This is a genomic window from Paractinoplanes rishiriensis, from assembly GCF_016862375.1.
GTDB classification, from domain to species: domain Bacteria; phylum Actinomycetota; class Actinomycetes; order Mycobacteriales; family Micromonosporaceae; genus Actinoplanes; species Actinoplanes rishiriensis.
In genome coordinates this window covers 37,154-52,222 of record NZ_BOMV01000097.1, presented here as the reverse complement: position 1 = coordinate 52,222, position 15,069 = coordinate 37,154, and the positions used below count along the sequence as shown (strand labels likewise).

The 15,069-nt window shown below is 69.9% G+C and carries 15 protein-coding genes and 1 pseudogene; 4 read left to right on the top strand and 12 right to left on the bottom strand.

The features are described from left to right. Nucleotides 1-2: 2 nt before the first annotated feature. Together Ari01nite_RS42520 and Ari01nite_RS42515 are read right to left on the bottom strand one after the other, a co-directional pair. A complete protein-coding gene (locus Ari01nite_RS42520) occupies nt 3-1,358 on the bottom strand; it encodes an extracellular solute-binding protein (protein WP_203789478.1) in 1,356 nt (451 codons plus the stop codon). Nucleotides 1,359-1,508: 150 nt separating this feature from the next. Then, nucleotides 1,509-2,105, bottom strand: a complete 597-nt coding sequence (locus tag Ari01nite_RS42515) for a DUF4360 domain-containing protein (protein ID WP_203789476.1) — start codon at nt 2,103-2,105, stop codon at nt 1,509-1,511. A gap of 133 nt (nt 2,106-2,238) precedes the next feature. Between Ari01nite_RS42515 and Ari01nite_RS42510 the strand changes: the two genes are divergently transcribed. After that, entirely contained in the window at nt 2,239-3,783 is a 1,545-nt protein-coding gene (locus Ari01nite_RS42510; protein ID WP_203789474.1) for a flavin monoamine oxidase family protein, read from the top strand. Between the two features lie 14 nt (nt 3,784-3,797). Here Ari01nite_RS42510 and Ari01nite_RS42505 read toward each other — a convergent pair whose 3' ends face one another. Together Ari01nite_RS42505 and Ari01nite_RS42500 are read right to left on the bottom strand one after the other, a co-directional pair. Further along, nucleotides 3,798-6,248 carry a glycoside hydrolase family 94 protein gene (locus Ari01nite_RS42505; protein WP_203789472.1) on the bottom strand — a complete coding sequence of 817 codons (2,451 nt, stop codon included), beginning with the start codon at nt 6,246-6,248 and terminating at the stop codon, nt 3,798-3,800. A gap of 196 nt (nt 6,249-6,444) precedes the next feature. Continuing rightward, the gene (locus tag Ari01nite_RS42500; RefSeq protein WP_239163490.1) at nt 6,445-6,936 is read right to left on the bottom strand and encodes a MarR family winged helix-turn-helix transcriptional regulator; all 492 of its coding nucleotides are present in this window, start codon (nt 6,934-6,936) and stop codon (nt 6,445-6,447) included. 78 nt (nt 6,937-7,014) lie between these two features. Here Ari01nite_RS42500 and Ari01nite_RS42495 point away from each other — a divergent pair, with 78 nt between their 5' ends. Then, nucleotides 7,015-7,536, top strand: coding sequence for a VOC family protein (locus Ari01nite_RS42495; RefSeq protein ID WP_239163489.1), 522 nt, complete (start codon nt 7,015-7,017; stop codon nt 7,534-7,536). After that, nucleotides 7,536-8,393, top strand: coding sequence for a universal stress protein (locus Ari01nite_RS42490; RefSeq protein ID WP_203789468.1), 858 nt, complete (start codon nt 7,536-7,538; stop codon nt 8,391-8,393). The genes Ari01nite_RS42495 and Ari01nite_RS42490 overlap by 1 nt, the downstream gene beginning before the upstream one ends. On the opposite strand, the gene mnhG is transcribed toward Ari01nite_RS42490, so the two are convergent. From mnhG to Ari01nite_RS42455, 7 genes are read right to left on the bottom strand one after another with little or no spacing between them, the layout of a single operon-like run. Then, nucleotides 8,394-8,753, bottom strand: a complete 360-nt coding sequence (gene mnhG, locus Ari01nite_RS42485; RefSeq protein ID WP_203789466.1) for a monovalent cation/H(+) antiporter subunit G — start codon at nt 8,751-8,753, stop codon at nt 8,394-8,396. Next, complete coding sequence (locus tag Ari01nite_RS42480) at nt 8,750-9,010, bottom strand: monovalent cation/H+ antiporter complex subunit F (protein WP_203789464.1); 261 nt, start codon at nt 9,008-9,010, stop codon at nt 8,750-8,752. Before Ari01nite_RS42480 ends, mnhG begins: the two co-directional genes overlap by 4 nt. After that, nucleotides 9,007-9,567, bottom strand: a complete 561-nt coding sequence (locus Ari01nite_RS42475; RefSeq protein WP_203789462.1) for a Na+/H+ antiporter subunit E — start codon at nt 9,565-9,567, stop codon at nt 9,007-9,009. The genes Ari01nite_RS42480 and Ari01nite_RS42475 overlap by 4 nt, the downstream gene beginning before the upstream one ends. Next, nucleotides 9,564-11,084 carry a Na+/H+ antiporter subunit D gene (locus Ari01nite_RS42470; protein WP_203789460.1) on the bottom strand — a complete coding sequence of 507 codons (1,521 nt, stop codon included), beginning with the start codon at nt 11,082-11,084 and terminating at the stop codon, nt 9,564-9,566. The genes Ari01nite_RS42475 and Ari01nite_RS42470 overlap by 4 nt, the downstream gene beginning before the upstream one ends. Continuing rightward, nucleotides 11,081-11,485, bottom strand: coding sequence for a Na(+)/H(+) antiporter subunit C (locus Ari01nite_RS42465; RefSeq protein ID WP_203789458.1), 405 nt, complete (start codon nt 11,483-11,485; stop codon nt 11,081-11,083). The genes Ari01nite_RS42470 and Ari01nite_RS42465 overlap by 4 nt, the downstream gene beginning before the upstream one ends. Beyond that, complete coding sequence (locus Ari01nite_RS42460; RefSeq protein WP_203789456.1) at nt 11,482-14,310, bottom strand: Na+/H+ antiporter subunit A; 2,829 nt, start codon at nt 14,308-14,310, stop codon at nt 11,482-11,484. Before Ari01nite_RS42460 ends, Ari01nite_RS42465 begins: the two co-directional genes overlap by 4 nt. A gap of 10 nt (nt 14,311-14,320) precedes the next feature. Beyond that, entirely contained in the window at nt 14,321-14,578 is a 258-nt protein-coding gene (locus tag Ari01nite_RS42455) for a hypothetical protein (RefSeq protein WP_203789454.1), read from the bottom strand. A 12-nt stretch (nt 14,579-14,590) separates the two neighbouring features. Here Ari01nite_RS42455 and Ari01nite_RS42450 point away from each other — a divergent pair. After that, a pseudogene (locus Ari01nite_RS42450) lies at nt 14,591-14,923 on the top strand (MarR family winged helix-turn-helix transcriptional regulator); the annotation flags it as partial. Here the strand turns inward: Ari01nite_RS42450 and Ari01nite_RS51135 are convergent. Beyond that, nucleotides 14,920-15,051, bottom strand: coding sequence for a hypothetical protein (locus Ari01nite_RS51135; protein WP_275410928.1), 132 nt, complete (start codon nt 15,049-15,051; stop codon nt 14,920-14,922). The pseudogene Ari01nite_RS42450 and the gene Ari01nite_RS51135 overlap by 4 nt on opposite strands. Between the last annotated feature and the right edge of the window lie 18 nt (nt 15,052-15,069).

Below are 15,069 nucleotides of genomic sequence, written 5' to 3'. Positions count from 1 at the left end.
CCTCAGAGCTCCTGCGTGTGCTGCCAGCCCTGCATCTTCGCGGTGATCTTGGGGGCGACCTCCTTGAGCACTGCGGCGGCCGGCCGCTTGCCGGTCTCGATCTCCTGCAACGCCGGGGTCAGCACGTCACTGTTGATGACCGACAAATTCTTCAAACGACCACGCAGATCCGGTACGCCGTGATCGCGCGCGTAGTCGACCACCGCGGTGCGGAACTCGGGTGGGTGGCTGTCGTTCTTGGTCCACGAATCGATGGCCGCCTGGTCCTCGTAGTACTTGCGCTCCTGCGGCATCCACAGGCCCAGCTGGTAGAGGTCGACGTAGCGCGGGTCGATGTGGAAGGCGAACAGCTCGATCGCCTCCTCCACGTGCTTGCTGCCCGCGAACACGGCCGAGGCGCCGGCCACCTGGCTGGTGGTGAACGGCTGGTCGTACTTGGGCAGCACGCCGATGCCGTAGTCCACCTTGCTCTGGTTCATGTCGAGCAGGCTCCAGTGGCCGTCGACGATCATGGCCACCCGCTTGGTCTTCAGCAGCACGTTGGTGCCCGGTACGTCGTCGCCGGTCGCGGCCAGCTGCCCCGGGCCGGGAGCCACCCGGTGCTTGTAGATCAGGTCCTGGAGGTTCTGGAAGACCTCGATCGCCTCGGGGGTGTCCAGCAGGCACCGGGTGCCCGCCGGGTCGGCGAAGTCCGCGCCGTTGCTGCGCAGGAAGCCGTACCAGGCCGCGGCGTACGTGACGCTGATCGAGATGCCGAACTGTTTGACCCGCTTGGCGTCGAAGCCCGGCTCGTCCGGGTGCTTGCCGTTCTGGTCGACGGTGAGCTTGTAGGCGTTCTCCACCAGCTGATCCCAGGTCCACGCGGAGGCCGCCTGGGCCGGCGGCGCCGGAACGCCCGCCGCGGCGATCGCCGACTTGCTGTACCAGAGCAGCTCGATCTCGTTGGCGGTCGCCACCCCGTGCAGCTGGTCCTTGCCGTACCAGAGGTAGGCGTCCGGCAGATAGCCGGCCAGCTCCGGGTACTTGGTCAGGTACGGGAAGAGGTTGACCAGCTTGCCCTGCTCGGCCAGCCGGTAGGACATCGCCATCGGCACGTAGGCGACGTCGGGCACGCTGCCGCTGGCCACCAGGGTGTTCAGTTTGACGTCGTACTCGTCCGGGGTGAAAAGGGGTTTGACCTTGGTACCTGAGTTGCGTTCCTCGAAGGACGTGAGCATCTTGGCCACGGCCTTCTGCTCAAAGGTCGAGCCCCAGTACATGAACTGAAGCTGCGTCTCATCCGCCGAACTCTCGTCATCACCGCAGGCGGCGACCAACGACATCAGACCGCCGAGAGCCAGCAGTTCCCGTCTCCTCATGGCACACCCTTCACGGCCGGCGAAAACCTTTTCGGGGATAATGTCAGCGGCGTACCCGAGTGTCAACGATGTACGTCTATATCGCCAGCCAGCAGCCACGTTGCAGGGGACAGACCGGCCATCGTTCGCCGAAAGGTTTTCGGCCGATGCTCACCGGGTGCAGGGCCGCCAGCTGAGGTGGAAGGTGTTGGGCACCACGGCGTCGGTGGAATCCATCGTGATGACGTCCGTGGCGGCGCCGGCCGCCGTGCTGGTCAGGGTCAGGGTGCTGTCGACGTCGAGCACGTGGGCGCCGGTGCAGCGGCCGGTCACCAGACCTTCCCCGGCCACGTCAGTGTGCAGCCAGTTGTCGGAGAACGGGCCGGTCAGGCGCATGGCCGCCGATTCGGCCCAGCCGGCACCGTGGAAACGGTAGGAGGCCGCCAACCGACCGGCGGAGCCCGCCGCCACCTCCGCGAACCCGCGGTAGTCCACCGAGGTGATGGTGGGCGCGTAGCCGGACACCGGGTCGATCTTCATGTTGATCCGGCAGTTGCGGCTGACGGTCGTGGCCGTGCCCCCGGCCGGGGCGGTGTAGGCGCTGTAGGTGATCGTGACCGCGGTGCGGTCGGGTGACAGCGCGACCGCGGTGGTGTTCGGCCGGCAGCCCGACCCGGTGACGTTCAGAACGGTGATGCCGGGCGCCGCTGCCGGAGCGACCAGCGCCGCCGCGCAGGTGGCCGCCGCGGCGGCGAGGCAGGCTAGCACGGGATGATCTTAGACCAACGGCCGGATTCTTTGACTTTCCGTATCGCGCAACATGTGCCTACGGATGTCCACCGCCTGTCCGACTTGATCCAGAGTGATGCGCGGCACTTCCCCAGACGAACGAAGGACATCAATGCCGCGTACTCCTCTGCTCCGTGCCCTCCACCGCACCGCCAACCAGGCCACCGAGGCCGAGCCGGCGGGCCTCACCCGGCGACGGCTGTTGCAGACGTCCGCAGGCGTGGGCCTCGCGGCCGCCGGCCTGGCGGTGGCGGAACCCGCCAGCGCCGCCCCCGCCCCGGCCAACGCTGAGATCGTCGTGATCGGCGCCGGCCTGGCCGGGCTGACCGCGGCCCACCAGCTCAAGAAGGCCGGCTACCGGGCCACCGTCATCGAGGCCGCCGACCGGGTCGGCGGCCGCTGCTACACCGACCGGACCACGTTCGGCGGCCAGTTCGTCGAGCGCGGCGGCGAGCTCATCGACACCGGGCACAAGGCCATCCTGGGTCTGATCAAGGAGTTCGGCCTGACGACGACCAACCTGATCCAGGCCGAGCCGGCCGGCAGCCTGCCGCTTTACCACTTCGACGGCAGCGTCTACTCGCAGGCCGCCGCGCAAAGCGACCTCGCGATCGTCGCCCAGCGGGCCGCCGCCGACGCGAAGGCCGCCAAGTTCCCCACCACGTACGCCAGTTCCACCGCGCGCGGCCGGGAGCTGAGCGCGATGTCGATCGACGACTGGATCAACGCGCAGGTGCCCGGCGGCACCGCGTCCAAGGCCGGGCAGTTGCTCTCCATCGCCTACAACATCGAGTACGGCGCCGAGAGCAGCGCCCAGTCCGCGCTCAACCTCATCTACCTGTTCGGCTACCAGTCGGGCAACCAGATCACCCTGTTCGGCCCGTCGGACGAGGTCTACCGGGTGGCCGGCGGCAACGACCAGATCGTCAACAAATTGGCGGCCGGCCTGTCCGGTCAGATCACCACCGGTACCGCGCTCCGGGCACTGGCGCGCACCAGCACCGGCCGCTGGTCGGTAACTGTCGGGCCGAGCACCGGTCCGGGCGCCTCCACCACGCTGACCGCCGACCGCGTCATCCTGGCGCTGCCGTTCAGCCTGCTGCGTGCCGTCGACCTCACGAACGCCGGGTTCCCGGCCCGCAAGCTCGCCGCCATCCAGCAGCTCAAGATGGGCACCAACTCGAAGCTGCATCTCCAGTTCACCAGGCGGATCTGGAACCAGGCCGGGCTGAACGGCGAGATCTTCACCGACCTGGGCTTCCAGAACGCCTGGGAGGTCACCCGCGGGCAGAGCGGCACCACCGGCGTCCTGGTCAACTACACCGGAGGGGCGGCCGGTGCCGCCTTCGGCAGCGGTGCCGCCACCACCCACGCCCGGCGCTTCCTCACCCAGGCGGAACCGGCCGTGCCCGGCCTCACCAACGTCTGGAACGGCAAGGCGTCGGTCGACTACTGGACCGGCTACGCCTGGACCAAGGGGTCGTACTCCTACTACGCCCCCGGGCAGTACACCACCATCACCGGGGTCGAGCAGGAGGCGGTGAACGGCTGCCACTTCGCCGGCGAGCACACCTCGCTGGACTTCCAGGGCTACCTGAACGGCGCGGTGGAGACCGGCCAGCGCGCCGCCCAGGAGGTGGTCACCGCACTGCGGTGACCACACCTGCTTTCTCAGCCCTCGACGACGGCTTCCACCTGCACCACCTTGCCGGCAGCGGCGGGCGGCACCACGGTGCCGTCCACCCGCTCGCCGTCGACGATCAGGTAAGCGACCCGGCCGCTCGACCCGGCCGGCTTGCGTACCGTGATCTCGTAGGTGGCGCCCCGGTAGGCGCGGGTGGCCCGGAAGCCCTCCCAGCTCCCCGGCAGCACCGGGTCGACGCGCAGCCCGGCCAGCTCCGGCCGGATGCCGAGGATCCACTGCGTGATCGCCACGAAGTTCCACGCCGCGGTGCCGGTCAGCCAGGAGTTCTTGGCCTCGCCGTGGGTGGCCGCGTCCTTGCCCGCGATCATCTGCGCGTAGACGTACGGCTCGCAGCGGTGCAGCTCGCTGATCTCCTCGCGGGCGGACGGGTTGATCCGCTTGTAGTAGTCGAAGGCGCCGTCACCGTTGCCCACCATCGCCTCGGCGATCATGATCCACGGGTTGGTGTGGCAGAAGATGCCGGCGTTCTCCTTATATCCCGGCGGGTACGACGAGATCTCGCCAAGCTCGATCCGGTAGCTCGTGTACGCCGGCTGCTGGAGCACGATGCCGTGCGGGGTGGCCAGCCGGTCCGCCACGCTGCGCAGCGCCTGCGCGGCCAGCCCGTCGTCGAGGCCCACGCCGCCCAGCACGCACATGCCCTGCGGCTCGACGAAGATCTGCCCCTCGTCGTTCTCGCCGGAGCCGATCGGGTTGCCGTGGAAGTCGTACGCCCGCCGGAACCAGGCGCCGTCCCAGCCGTGCTCGAGGATGACGCCGGTCATCTTCTCGGCGGCGGCGCGGTACTCGGCCGCCTCGCCGTCCAGCGCCCGCAACTCGGCGATGGCGGCCAGTTCCTTGGCGGCCAGCACGAACTGCCCGGCGATGAACACCGACTCGGCCGAACCGCCGCTGACGTTCTCGGTGGTCTGGAACGGCTCACCCGGCGTCTCGGAGAAGCAGTTGAGGTTGAGGCAGTCGTTCCAGTCGGCCCGCCCGATCAGCGGCAGGCCGTGCGGGCCGAGCCGATCCTGGGTGTACTGCACCGAGCGGCGCAGGTGCTCGTACAGCGGCACCTCGCTGCCGGGTGCGTTGTCGAACGGCACCGGCGCGTCCAGGATGCTCAGGTCGCCGGTTTCTTTGAGGTACGCCGAGACGCCGAGCACCAGCCACAGCGGGTCGTCGTTGAAGCCCTCGCCGATGTCGTTGTTACCGCGCTTGGTCAGCGGCTGGTACTGGTGGTACGCCCCGCCGGTCTCCTTCTGGGTGCCCGCGATGTCCAGGATCCGTTCCCGGGCACGCTCCGGGATGATGTGGACGAACCCGAGCAGGTCCTGGTTGGAGTCGCGGAAGCCCATGCCGCGGCCGATCCCGGACTCGTAGAAGGACGCCGACCGGCTCATGTTGAAGGTCACCATGCACTGGTACGCGTTCCAGATGTTGACCATCCGGTCGGTGTCCGCGTCCGGGGTCGTCACCTGCAGGTTGCCGAGCAGCCGCTCCCAGTAGGCGCCGAGCTTCGCGAAGCCCTCGGCGACCGTCTCCGGCCGCAGCCAGCGCTCGATGACCGGGCGCACGTACCGCTTGTTGACCGTCTGCGACCCGGGCGGGTCGAACTTCTCGGCGCGCGGGTTCTCCGCGTACCCGAGCACGAAAATGACCTCCCGGCTCTCCCCCGGCGCGAGGCTGAGCTTGACGTGGTGGCTGCCCATCGGCTGCCAGCCGTTCGCCACCGAGTCGAAGGCCGCGCCGCGCTCGACCGCCGCCGGCTGGTCCCAGCCGCGGTAGGCGCCGAGGAAGGTCTCGCGCTGGGTGTCGAAGCCGGCGAGCGGCTCCGAGCAGGCAAAGTACGCGAAATGGTCGCGCCGCTCCCGGTACTCGGTCTTGTGGTAGATCACCCCGTCGACGACCTCGACCTGGCCCGTGTTGAAGTTGCGCTGGAAGTTCGTGGCGTCGTCCTGCGCGTCCCAGAGGCAGAACTCGACCGAGGAGAAGAGCGACAGTTCGGCCGCCGTGTCCCGCTCGTTGGTGACCTTGGTCCGCCACACCTCGAGGGTCTCGCCGAGCGGCACGAAGTAGAGCGTCTCGGCGCGGATGCCGCTGCGCGCGGAGGCGATCCGGGTGTACGAGAGGCCGTGCCGGCACTCGTACTCGTCCAGCGTGCTGCGCGTCGGCTGCCAGGACGGCGACCAGAAGTCGCCGCTGGCGTCGTCCCGCAGATACAGGTAGCGGCCGCCGATGTCGAACGGCGCGTTGTTGTAGCGGTACCGGGTCAGACGGCGCAGCTTGGCGTCGCGGTAGAACGAATACCCACCCGCGGTGTTCGAGACGATGCCGAAGTACTCATCGGTGCCCAAGTAGTTGATCCAGGGCAGCGGCGTGTCGGGCCGATCGATGACATATTCACGCTGCTCGTCGTCGAACTTTCCGTAGCGCACCAGGGTCTTCCTTCCGACGGCCGGGTCCGGCACCTTGCCGACCCGCTATGGGAGCGCTCCCAAACGCGAACCTTTGCCGCCCGCTGCGCCCCGCTAGGTACGCATGCTATGTGTGGCGCCGACCCACTGGCGAGACTCAAATTTTCGGCACCGGCCCTCGCGGGCCGCGGCGGGCCGCCCTTTTCGCCCGCTGACCTCAGTCGATCCACTCCGGCCGGGTCCTGGCCGTGGGATCGAGCCCGGCGAGGATTTGCTGATGGGCGGCGTGGAGACACCGCAGCCGGTCCGGGTCGAGGACGTCGACGACCAGCCCGCGCACGACGGCGACGTGTCCGGGCGCGGCCCGCTCGACGGCCGCCATACCGGCGTCGGTCAGCACGGCGAAGCTGGCCCGCCGGTCGGCGGGATCGGGATCGCGGCGCAGCAGCCCGCGCCCCTCCAGGCGCTTGACGACGTTCGACAGCCGGGACAGGGAGCTGCTCGTGAGCTGGGCGAGACGGCTCATCCGCAGGCTGCGGCCGGACGTCTCGGACAGCATCGACAGCACGTGGTACTCGAAGAAGCTCAGGCCCGCGTCCCGGTCGAGCTGAGCGTCCAGGGCCGCGGGCAGCACGGTGAGAACGCGCACCATGTCGAGCCACGCCAGGCGCTGCCCGGCAGTGAGCCACTGCTGATCTGAGTCCTCCACCACACCCATATTACTTGTCGCTTGAAGTAAATCCAGATACGCTTAGTTCAAGCTTGAACAAATATGGGAGGAGGAGTCATGACGGTGTCTCCGGTACGTCTCAACCACGCCGTGTTGTTCGTCGCCGACCTGCCACGCGCCGAACGCTTCTACACCGAGGTGTTCGGCATGGAGGTGGTCGCCCGCGAGCCCCGCGCGGACGCCGCGTTCCTGCGCCTGCCCCGTTCCGGAAACCACCACGATCTCGGCCTGTTCGGCGTCGGACCGGCCGCGGCGCCGAAGCGCCGCGGCGGCATCGGCCTTTACCACCTCGCCTGGCAGGTCGACACGGTCGACGAACTGGCGGCGGCCCGCACCACGCTGATCGACGCCGGCGCGTACACCGGTGAGTCCAGCCACGGCGCCACCAAGAGCCTCTACGGTGCCGATCCCGACGGGAACGAATTCGAGATCATGTGGATGCTGCCGCGCGAGGCCTGGGGCGAGTACGAGAACGCCGCCACTATCGAGCGGCTCGATCTGGACGCCGAGCTGCGCCGGTGGAGTCGGGTCGGCACGGCCGGTGCTCTCCCGGGCGGTGCTCTCCCGGGCGGTGCGTAATGACCGTCACCAACATCGTGGTCGGCGTCGACGGCTCCTCCCCCGCCGAGGACGCCCTGGTCTGGGCCCTGCGGGAGGGCCGGCTGCGTAGTCTGCCGGTGCGAGCGGTCCACGTCTGGCACGAGGACGGCGCGGCGGCGCTGCCGTCCGTGGCCGAGCTCCGGGAGCGCCTCGAGCACGACGTCACGGCCGGCGTACGGGCGGTGGCCGAACGCGCCGGAGCGACCGACGTCCCGGTGACCGTCGAGATCCGCCACGGCCATCCGGCCCAGGAACTGATCCAGGCGGCGGGCGCCGGCACGCTGCTCGTGGTCGGGTCCCGGGGGCGCGGAACCGTCGCCGGCTCGCTGCTGGGATCGGTCGGTCAAAGCAGTGCGCAGTACGCGCAGGGCCCGGTGGTCGTGGTACGCGGACCGCGCCGGGACAACCCAGCCGGGCGGGTAGTGGTGGGTGTCGACGGGTCCGCACCGTCGGCACCGGCCCTGCGCTTCGCCCGCGACACCGCCGTCGCGCGCGGCGCCGTGCTCCAGGTGGTGCACACCTGGACTGTGCCGTACATGGGATTCGCCGGTCCGGTGGCCTGGCCCCAGGAGGCGATCGACGACGTGGCCGCCCAGGCCTCGCAGGTGCTGCTCGACAGCCTCCGCGGGGCCGGGATCGACGACGCCCGGGCCGGCGTGGAACTGTCCCTGGTGCAGGGTCCGCCGGCCGCCACCCTGCTGGAGATCGCCGACGGCGCCGACCTGCTGGTCGTCGGTTCCCGCGGATACGGCGGCTGGAAGGGTCTGCTGCTGGGCTCGGTGTCCACCCGGGCAGTCACGCAGGCGCCCCTCCCGGTAGCGGTGATCCGCGACTGATCAGCGGTGCGGCACGCCTTCGGCCCGGTCCTCGGCGAGTTCGTCGACCACCAGCAGGTCGGTCCGGACCTGCCGGGACCGGTACACGGCCCGGCCCACCATATGCGCAGCGACCGGCGCCGTCCCGAGCTGGAACATCCCCACCAGGATCAGGGTGGTGATGTCGACGGTGTTGAGCAGCCGCAGCGCCGTGCCGGTCAGGATCAGCAGCAGGCCCAGCACCTGCGGCTTGGTGGCGGCGTGCATGCGGGAGAGCAGGTCCGGGAAACGCAGCAGGCCGACTCCGGCGGCCAGGCTGAAGAGCGCTCCGGTGATCAGGCAGGTGCCGGCGAGGACATCGGCGACGGCTTGCGGGGTCATCGCCGGCTCCTCGGCGAGAACCGGGCCACGGTGACCGAGCCGATGAAGCCGAGAATCGACAGGACGACCAGAATCGGCAGCGACGTCGCGTCGCGGGTCCAGGCAGCCTCGGCAGCGATCGCCCCCACCACGACCGCGAGCAGCACGTCCACCGCGACGATGCGATCCAGCGTGGTCGGCCCGCGCACGATCTTGACGAGCACCAGCGCCACGGCCGCGAACAGCAACGTGGACACGGCGACACCGACGACGATCATCGGCGTTCTCCCTTCCCCACCGGCGGCGGTGCGCCGAGCATTCTGATCTCCTCATCCGAGCCGATGGCCCGGACGATGCGGGCCTCCGTCTCGTACACCTCGCGGCGGAAACGTTCCACGGCCTCGCGGTCGCGCACCGCGATGACGTGGATGTAGAGCGTGGTGGAGGCCTGGTCGGTGTCCACGATGAGGCTGCCGGGGATCAGCGAAACCGCCTCCCCGGTCAGGGTCAGCACGAGGTCCGACGGGACTCGCAGCGGCACCCGGATGATCGCGCTCCGGGGCTGGTGACCGAACCGGAAGGCCAGCACGGCCAGCTGCACGCTGGCGGTCACCAGGTCGGTGAGGAAGCGGCCGGCGAAACGCAGCAGTCCGATCGGATGCAGGCGCCCCGCGAAGGTCACCGGCGGCAGCGGGAACACCGTCAGCACGACGGCCGCGACGAGGACTCCGAAGATCAGATGGGCCCAGGAGAAGACACCCCAGAGCAGCATCCATACGACGACCAGCACGGTCGCCGCCACGGCGCGGTCACGCCAGCTCCGGATCGCGGTCATGGCACCTCCTCGGCGAAGACGGCATGCACGTACGGTTCACGATCGAGCAGGTCCACCGCGGTCCGGCTGGTCAGATCGGACAGTGGCCCGGCGACCACGGTGAGTCCCGTGCCCAGGACGACGAGTGCCAGCGTGGAGCCCACCATCAGCCGCGGCAGCACCCGGCGCGGGACGGGACCCCCGTCCGGCGGCATCTCGGGATGCGGCGTCCGCCAGAAGGCCAGGTTCCAGACGCGGCCGATCGCGTACAGGGTGAGCAGGCTGGTCACTACGCTGCCGGCGACGAGCAGCCAGGACAGGGCGCCGTCGGCGGCCACCCCGGCCTGCAGCAGCCCGAGCTTGCCGAGGAACCCGGAGAACGGCGGTATCCCGGCGAGGTTGAGGGCCGGCAGAAAGAACAGCACGCCCAGAACCGGCGCCAACCGGGCCAGCCCGCCGAGCCGATCCAGGTCCGTGGTGCCGCCCCGCCGCTCGATCAGGCCGGCGGCCAGGAACAACGTCGTCTGGACGACGATGTGGTGCACCACGTAGAAGATCGCACCGGAGAGCCCGGCGGCCGAGGCGAGCCCGATCCCGAACAGCATGTAGCCGATGTGGCTGACGAGCGTGAAGGACAGCAGGCGTTTGATGTCCTGCTGCGCGACCGCACCGAGGATCCCGACGATCATGGTCAGCAGCGCCGCCACCAGGAGAAGGTCGGCGGCGGGACCGTTGGGGAAGAGCAGCGTCTGGGTACGGATGATCGCGTAGACGCCCACCTTGGTGAGCAGGCCGGCGAACACCGCCGTGACCGGGGCGATGGCGGTGGGATAGCTGTCCGGCAGCCAGGCCGAGAGCGGGAAGACGGCGGCCTTGATCCCGAACGCGAGTAGCAGCATGCTCTGCAACGCCAGTTGCAGGCCGCCGGGCAGCGCATCGAGCCGGCCGGCGAGCTGAGCGAGGTTGAGGGTGCCGGTCGCGGCGTAGATGATGCCGATGGCGGTCAGGAAGATCATCGAGGACAGCAGGCTGACCACCACGTACGTCGTGCCGTCGCGGATCCGGCTGGGGGTGGCACCCAGCGTGATCAGCACATAGCTGGCGGCGAGCAGGATCTCGAAGCCGACGTAGAGGTTGAACAGGTCGCCGGCCAGGAACGCGTTGGTCACGCCGGCGGTGAGGATGAGGTATGCCGGGTGGTAGACCGCCACCGGTACGGCATCGTCGCCGTCCGCCAGGCCCTGGCCGATGGAATAGATCAGGACGCAGAGCGTCACCGACGTGGAGACCACCAGCATCAGGGCCGCCAGCCGGTCGGCGACCAGGACGATGCCCAGGGGCGCCGCCCACCCGCCCACGGCGACGGTCAGCGGATCCCCGGTGGCGGTCAGCGCGAGCAACGCGATCGCGACGGCGACGGTCGTGCTCAGTACCAGCAGGCTGACGGCGCGCTGCAGGTTGGGGTGCCGGCGGATCAGCAGGGTGAGCGCGGCGCCGAGCAGTGGCAGGACGACGGGTACCGGGACGAGCCAGGTCATTGCGACATCTCCTCGGGCGCGTCCTGATCTTCCAGGCCCTGGTCGCGTTCGGCCAGCTGCATGATCCGCCGGTCCTCCACGTCGTCCTGCACCTCGTCGTGGCCGGTCAGCAGCCACGTGCGGTACGCCATCGCCAGCAGGAACGCGGTCATGCCCAGGGTGATCACGATGGCGGTCAGGATCATGGCCTGGGTGAGCGGATCGCTCATCGCCGCCTCCGGCGTGACGCCCACGATCGGTGGGCCGCCGTACGCCCCGCCCAGCAGAATCAGCAGGTTCACCCCGTTGCCCAGCAGCGTGATACCGAGGATGACCCGGGTCAGGTTGCGTTCGAGCAGGAGCGTGACGCCGGCCGCGAACAGCACGCCCACGACGATCACCAGCACCAGGTTCGGGCTCATACCAGTTCGTCCTTCCGCTGAGTCGCCGCCTCCGCGCGTTCGGTCTGCTCGTGCCGGTCGACCTCGGCGCCGAGGCTGCGCAGGATGCTCAACAACACCCCGATCACCACCAGATAGACACCGACGTCGAAGATCATCGACGTGACGAAGTGGACCTCGCCGAGCACCGGCAGGTGCCAGTCGAGAATGGTGCTCTGCAGCATTTCGCCGCCGCCGATCAGGGCGCCGAGACCGGTGCCGAGCGCCAGGAACAGGCCGGCTCCCATCACGACGCCGGCGTCGACCGGCGCCGCCGCGTTCAGCTCGTGCCGGCCACCGGCCAGGTAACGCAGCACCAGCGCCAACCCGACGACGAGACCACCGGCAAAACCACCGCCGGGTGCGTTGTGACCGGCAAACAACAGGTAGATCGAGAACAGCACGATCGTGTGAAAGATCAGGCGGGTGACCACCTCGAGGATCGGCGAGCGCAAGCCGGCGTCGAGTGTGTGCCCGGCCATCAACCACACCTGCCCGCGCGGCGGATCCGGCAGCGGGGCGCGACGGCTGCCGTGCAGCAGGCGGCGCGAGCCACCGAAGACCAGGCTGGCGACGCCGACGGCGGCGACCAGCAGCACCGAGATCTCGCCCATCGTGTCCCAGGCTCTGATGTCGACCAGCGTCACGTTGACCACGTTGCGGCCTCCGCCGTACGACACGGCCGGACCGGGGAACGCGGTGGAGATCGCGGTGGCCTGGCGGCCGGCGGTCGCCACGTACGCGAGAGTGGACACCACGGTGCCGACCGCAAGCCCGATCGCCACCCGCAGCCACCGGCCGGACACCAGTGGCCGGACCGAGAAATGGCCCGGGAGCCGGCGCAGCACGAGGACGAACATCACCATCGTGCACGTCTCGACCAGGAACTGCGTCAACGCCAGATCGGGCGCGCCGTGCAGGACGAACAACATCGCCGTGGCGTACCCGGTGACCCCGACCAGCACTACCGCCACCAGCCGGCGGCGGGTCCGCACCGCGAACACGGCCGCGATGACCAGCGCGGCGGCCGCGACCACCTGCAGCGGGTGATCCCACCGGTGCAGCACCGCCGGGAGTGGACCGCCGGCCAGCAGAGCGGTGCCACCGAGCAGCACCAGCACCACCAGGATGGTCGCCAGGTAGACCGGCAGCGAACCACGCTGCGTCGCGCCGGTGACCTCCACCGCGATCCGCCCCAGCCAGTCGACGGCACGCTCGTACGCGTGGCCGCCGTCGACCGGGAACCGCAGCCGCCAGCGCTGCGCCCGCACGGTCGCGGCGAACACCGCGGCTCCGCCCACCAGCACCAAGCCGGACAACGCCAGCGCCGGGGTCACGCCGTGCCACAGCGCGAGGTGATACTCCCCGGCCTGGGGGTAGGTGCCGGCGTACCCGGTCAGGAGGCGGTCGAGCACCGGCGCGAACAGTCCGGCCACGAGTCCGGCCACCGCCAGGATCGCGGCAGGCGCGAGGAACGGCCAGGAGACCCGATGGACCGTACGCGGCGCCACCGCGGGTTTGTCGGCGAAGGCACCCCACAGGAAACGCACCGTGTAGGCGACCGTCAGCACGGAGCCACCGACCACCCCGGCCAGAACCACGCGCTCCGGCCAGCCGCCGTTCAGGAGAGCGTCGAACACGGCCTCCTTGCCGACGAAGCCGGCCAGCGGCGGCACGCCGGCCATGGATGCCGCGGCGAGCACGGCCACCACCGCGGTCGCCGGGGCCGAACGCCGGAGCCCGCTGAGTTCGCGAAGATCGCGGGTGCCCGCGGCATGGTCGATGATCCCGACGACGAAGAACAGCGCCGCCTTGAACATCGCGTGCGCCAGCAGCATCATGGCGCCGGCCAGTGCCGCATCCCGGAACCCCGCTCCGAGCGCCACGGCCAGCAGGCCCAGCTGGCTGACGGTGCCGTACGCCAGCAGCAGTTTCAAATCATGCTGCCGCAGTGCCGTCCAACCGCCGAACAACATGGTCACGGTGCCGGCGACCAGGACGATCGGACGCCACGGCCCGACGTCCGCGAACACCGGCCCCAGCAGCCCGATCAGGAACACTCCCGCCTTGACCATCGCGGCCGCATGCAAGTAGGCGCTGACCGGTGTCGGAGCGGCCATCGCCGCGGGCAACCAGAAACTGAACGGGAAGATCGCCGACTTGGACAGTGCGCCGAGCAGCAGCAGGATCACGGCCACCGCCGCGTAGCCGCCGCTGGGCGGCGCGGACATCACCTCGGACCAGCGGTAACTGCCGGCGTGCTCGCCCAGCATCACGATGCCCACCAGCATCGCCAGCCCGCCGAGCGTGGTGACGATCAACGCCTGCAGAGCGGCCCGCCGGCCGGCCCGGCTGGCCGGGTCGTGTCCGATCAGCAGGTACGAGAAGACAGTGGTCAGTTCCCAGAAGACATACAGCACGATGAGGTTGTCCGCCAGGACAAGGCCCAGCATGGCGCCGGCGAACCCGACGAACACCCCGGCGAACCGGCCGAGTCCCGCCGCACCGGCCCGGAAGTACCGGGCACAGTAGGCCAGCGCCAGTGCCCCCACCCCGCCGACCAGCAGCATCATCAGCCAGGACAACGACGTCATCCACAACGCCAGGTCGGCGTCGAGTTGCCCGGCCCATGGATAGACCTCGCCGACGGTCTGTCCCTCCGCCATCGCGGACGTGTGGGTGAGCGCCCAGACCAGTCCGGCGGCCGGCACCGTCGCCAGCAGATAGAAGGCACGCGGCCCCAGCCCGCGCACCAGGGCCGGGGCAGTTAACGCGGCAGTCAGGTGGGCGATCAGCAGCACCAGCATGCACAGCCCCCTATGCCTCCGATCGCGCTGAGGTACCCGGCCGCTCCGCGGAATAACCCGGCTCCTGATCGGGTGCCCGGGTGGCCCCATAGGTGATCAAGCCCAGGATGCCGCCGGCGGCCGCACCGATCGCCAGGCCGCCCGCGGCGGTGAGCAGCCACGGCGCACCGGGAAGGAGCACGCCGAGCAGCAGACCGGTGAGCATTCCCAGCCATGCCCCGAGAGCCGCTCCGATCAGGACGGAGCGGCCCGTGCCGACGACGGTCATTCGGGTTACCCGCCGAACGACATCACGCTCCTGCGCTTGATCACCCAGCACGGGCCGGTCCGCGTCTCGGACCTGGCAGCCTGGCAGGGAGTCGACAAATCGACGGTGACCCCGCAGGTGCGGCGCCTCGAGGAACGCGGCCTCGTCACCCGCCACGGCGACCCGGGCGACCGGCGCGCAGCGCTGCTCACCCCGACCGGCGACGGCAGCCGCAAACTAGAGGAGATCGACGAGGCCGGTGCGCACCTCTTCGGACGAGCCCTCGAAAGCTGGTCCGCCACCGATCGGGCCCAACTCGCCACGTTGATGCAACGCCTGGCCGACCAACTGGCGTCCGGTACCTAGGCTTGGCCGTCCGCGGGCCCGGCTCGGGGCGGCTTCGGCGCCTCCAGGCCGAAATGCAGTCCGCTCTCGGCCGCCACCAGCAGGGCAGCGCCGACGATGGCCGGGGTGGCAGCACGTCGCGCAGGCACCGACGGACCCGCCATGGT

What these genes read in the sequence shown, in the direction of transcription:
- Ari01nite_RS42455 (WP_203789454.1), bottom strand. Translation starts at nt 14,578, where the DNA reads ATGACCGTCGTCGGCACGGGCCGCTCCGTCCTGATCGGAGCGGCTCTC.
- Ari01nite_RS42460 (WP_203789456.1), bottom strand. Translation starts at nt 14,310, where the DNA reads ATGCTGGTGCTGCTGATCGCCCACCTGACTGCCGCGTTAACTGCCCCG.
- mnhG (WP_203789466.1), bottom strand. Translation starts at nt 8,753, where the DNA reads ATGACCCCGCAAGCCGTCGCCGATGTCCTCGCCGGCACCTGCCTGATC.
- Ari01nite_RS42520 (WP_203789478.1), bottom strand. Translation starts at nt 1,358, where the DNA reads ATGAGGAGACGGGAACTGCTGGCTCTCGGCGGTCTGATGTCGTTGGTC.
- Ari01nite_RS42510 (WP_203789474.1), top strand. Translation starts at nt 2,239, where the DNA reads ATGCCGCGTACTCCTCTGCTCCGTGCCCTCCACCGCACCGCCAACCAG.
- Ari01nite_RS42490 (WP_203789468.1), top strand. Translation starts at nt 7,536, where the DNA reads ATGACCGTCACCAACATCGTGGTCGGCGTCGACGGCTCCTCCCCCGCC.
- Ari01nite_RS42495 (WP_239163489.1), top strand. Translation starts at nt 7,015, where the DNA reads ATGACGGTGTCTCCGGTACGTCTCAACCACGCCGTGTTGTTCGTCGCC.
- Ari01nite_RS42475 (WP_203789462.1), bottom strand. Translation starts at nt 9,567, where the DNA reads ATGACCGCGATCCGGAGCTGGCGTGACCGCGCCGTGGCGGCGACCGTG.
- Ari01nite_RS42480 (WP_203789464.1), bottom strand. Translation starts at nt 9,010, where the DNA reads ATGATCGTCGTCGGTGTCGCCGTGTCCACGTTGCTGTTCGCGGCCGTG.
- Ari01nite_RS42465 (WP_203789458.1), bottom strand. Translation starts at nt 11,485, where the DNA reads ATGAGCCCGAACCTGGTGCTGGTGATCGTCGTGGGCGTGCTGTTCGCG.
- Ari01nite_RS42470 (WP_203789460.1), bottom strand. Translation starts at nt 11,084, where the DNA reads ATGACCTGGCTCGTCCCGGTACCCGTCGTCCTGCCACTGCTCGGCGCC.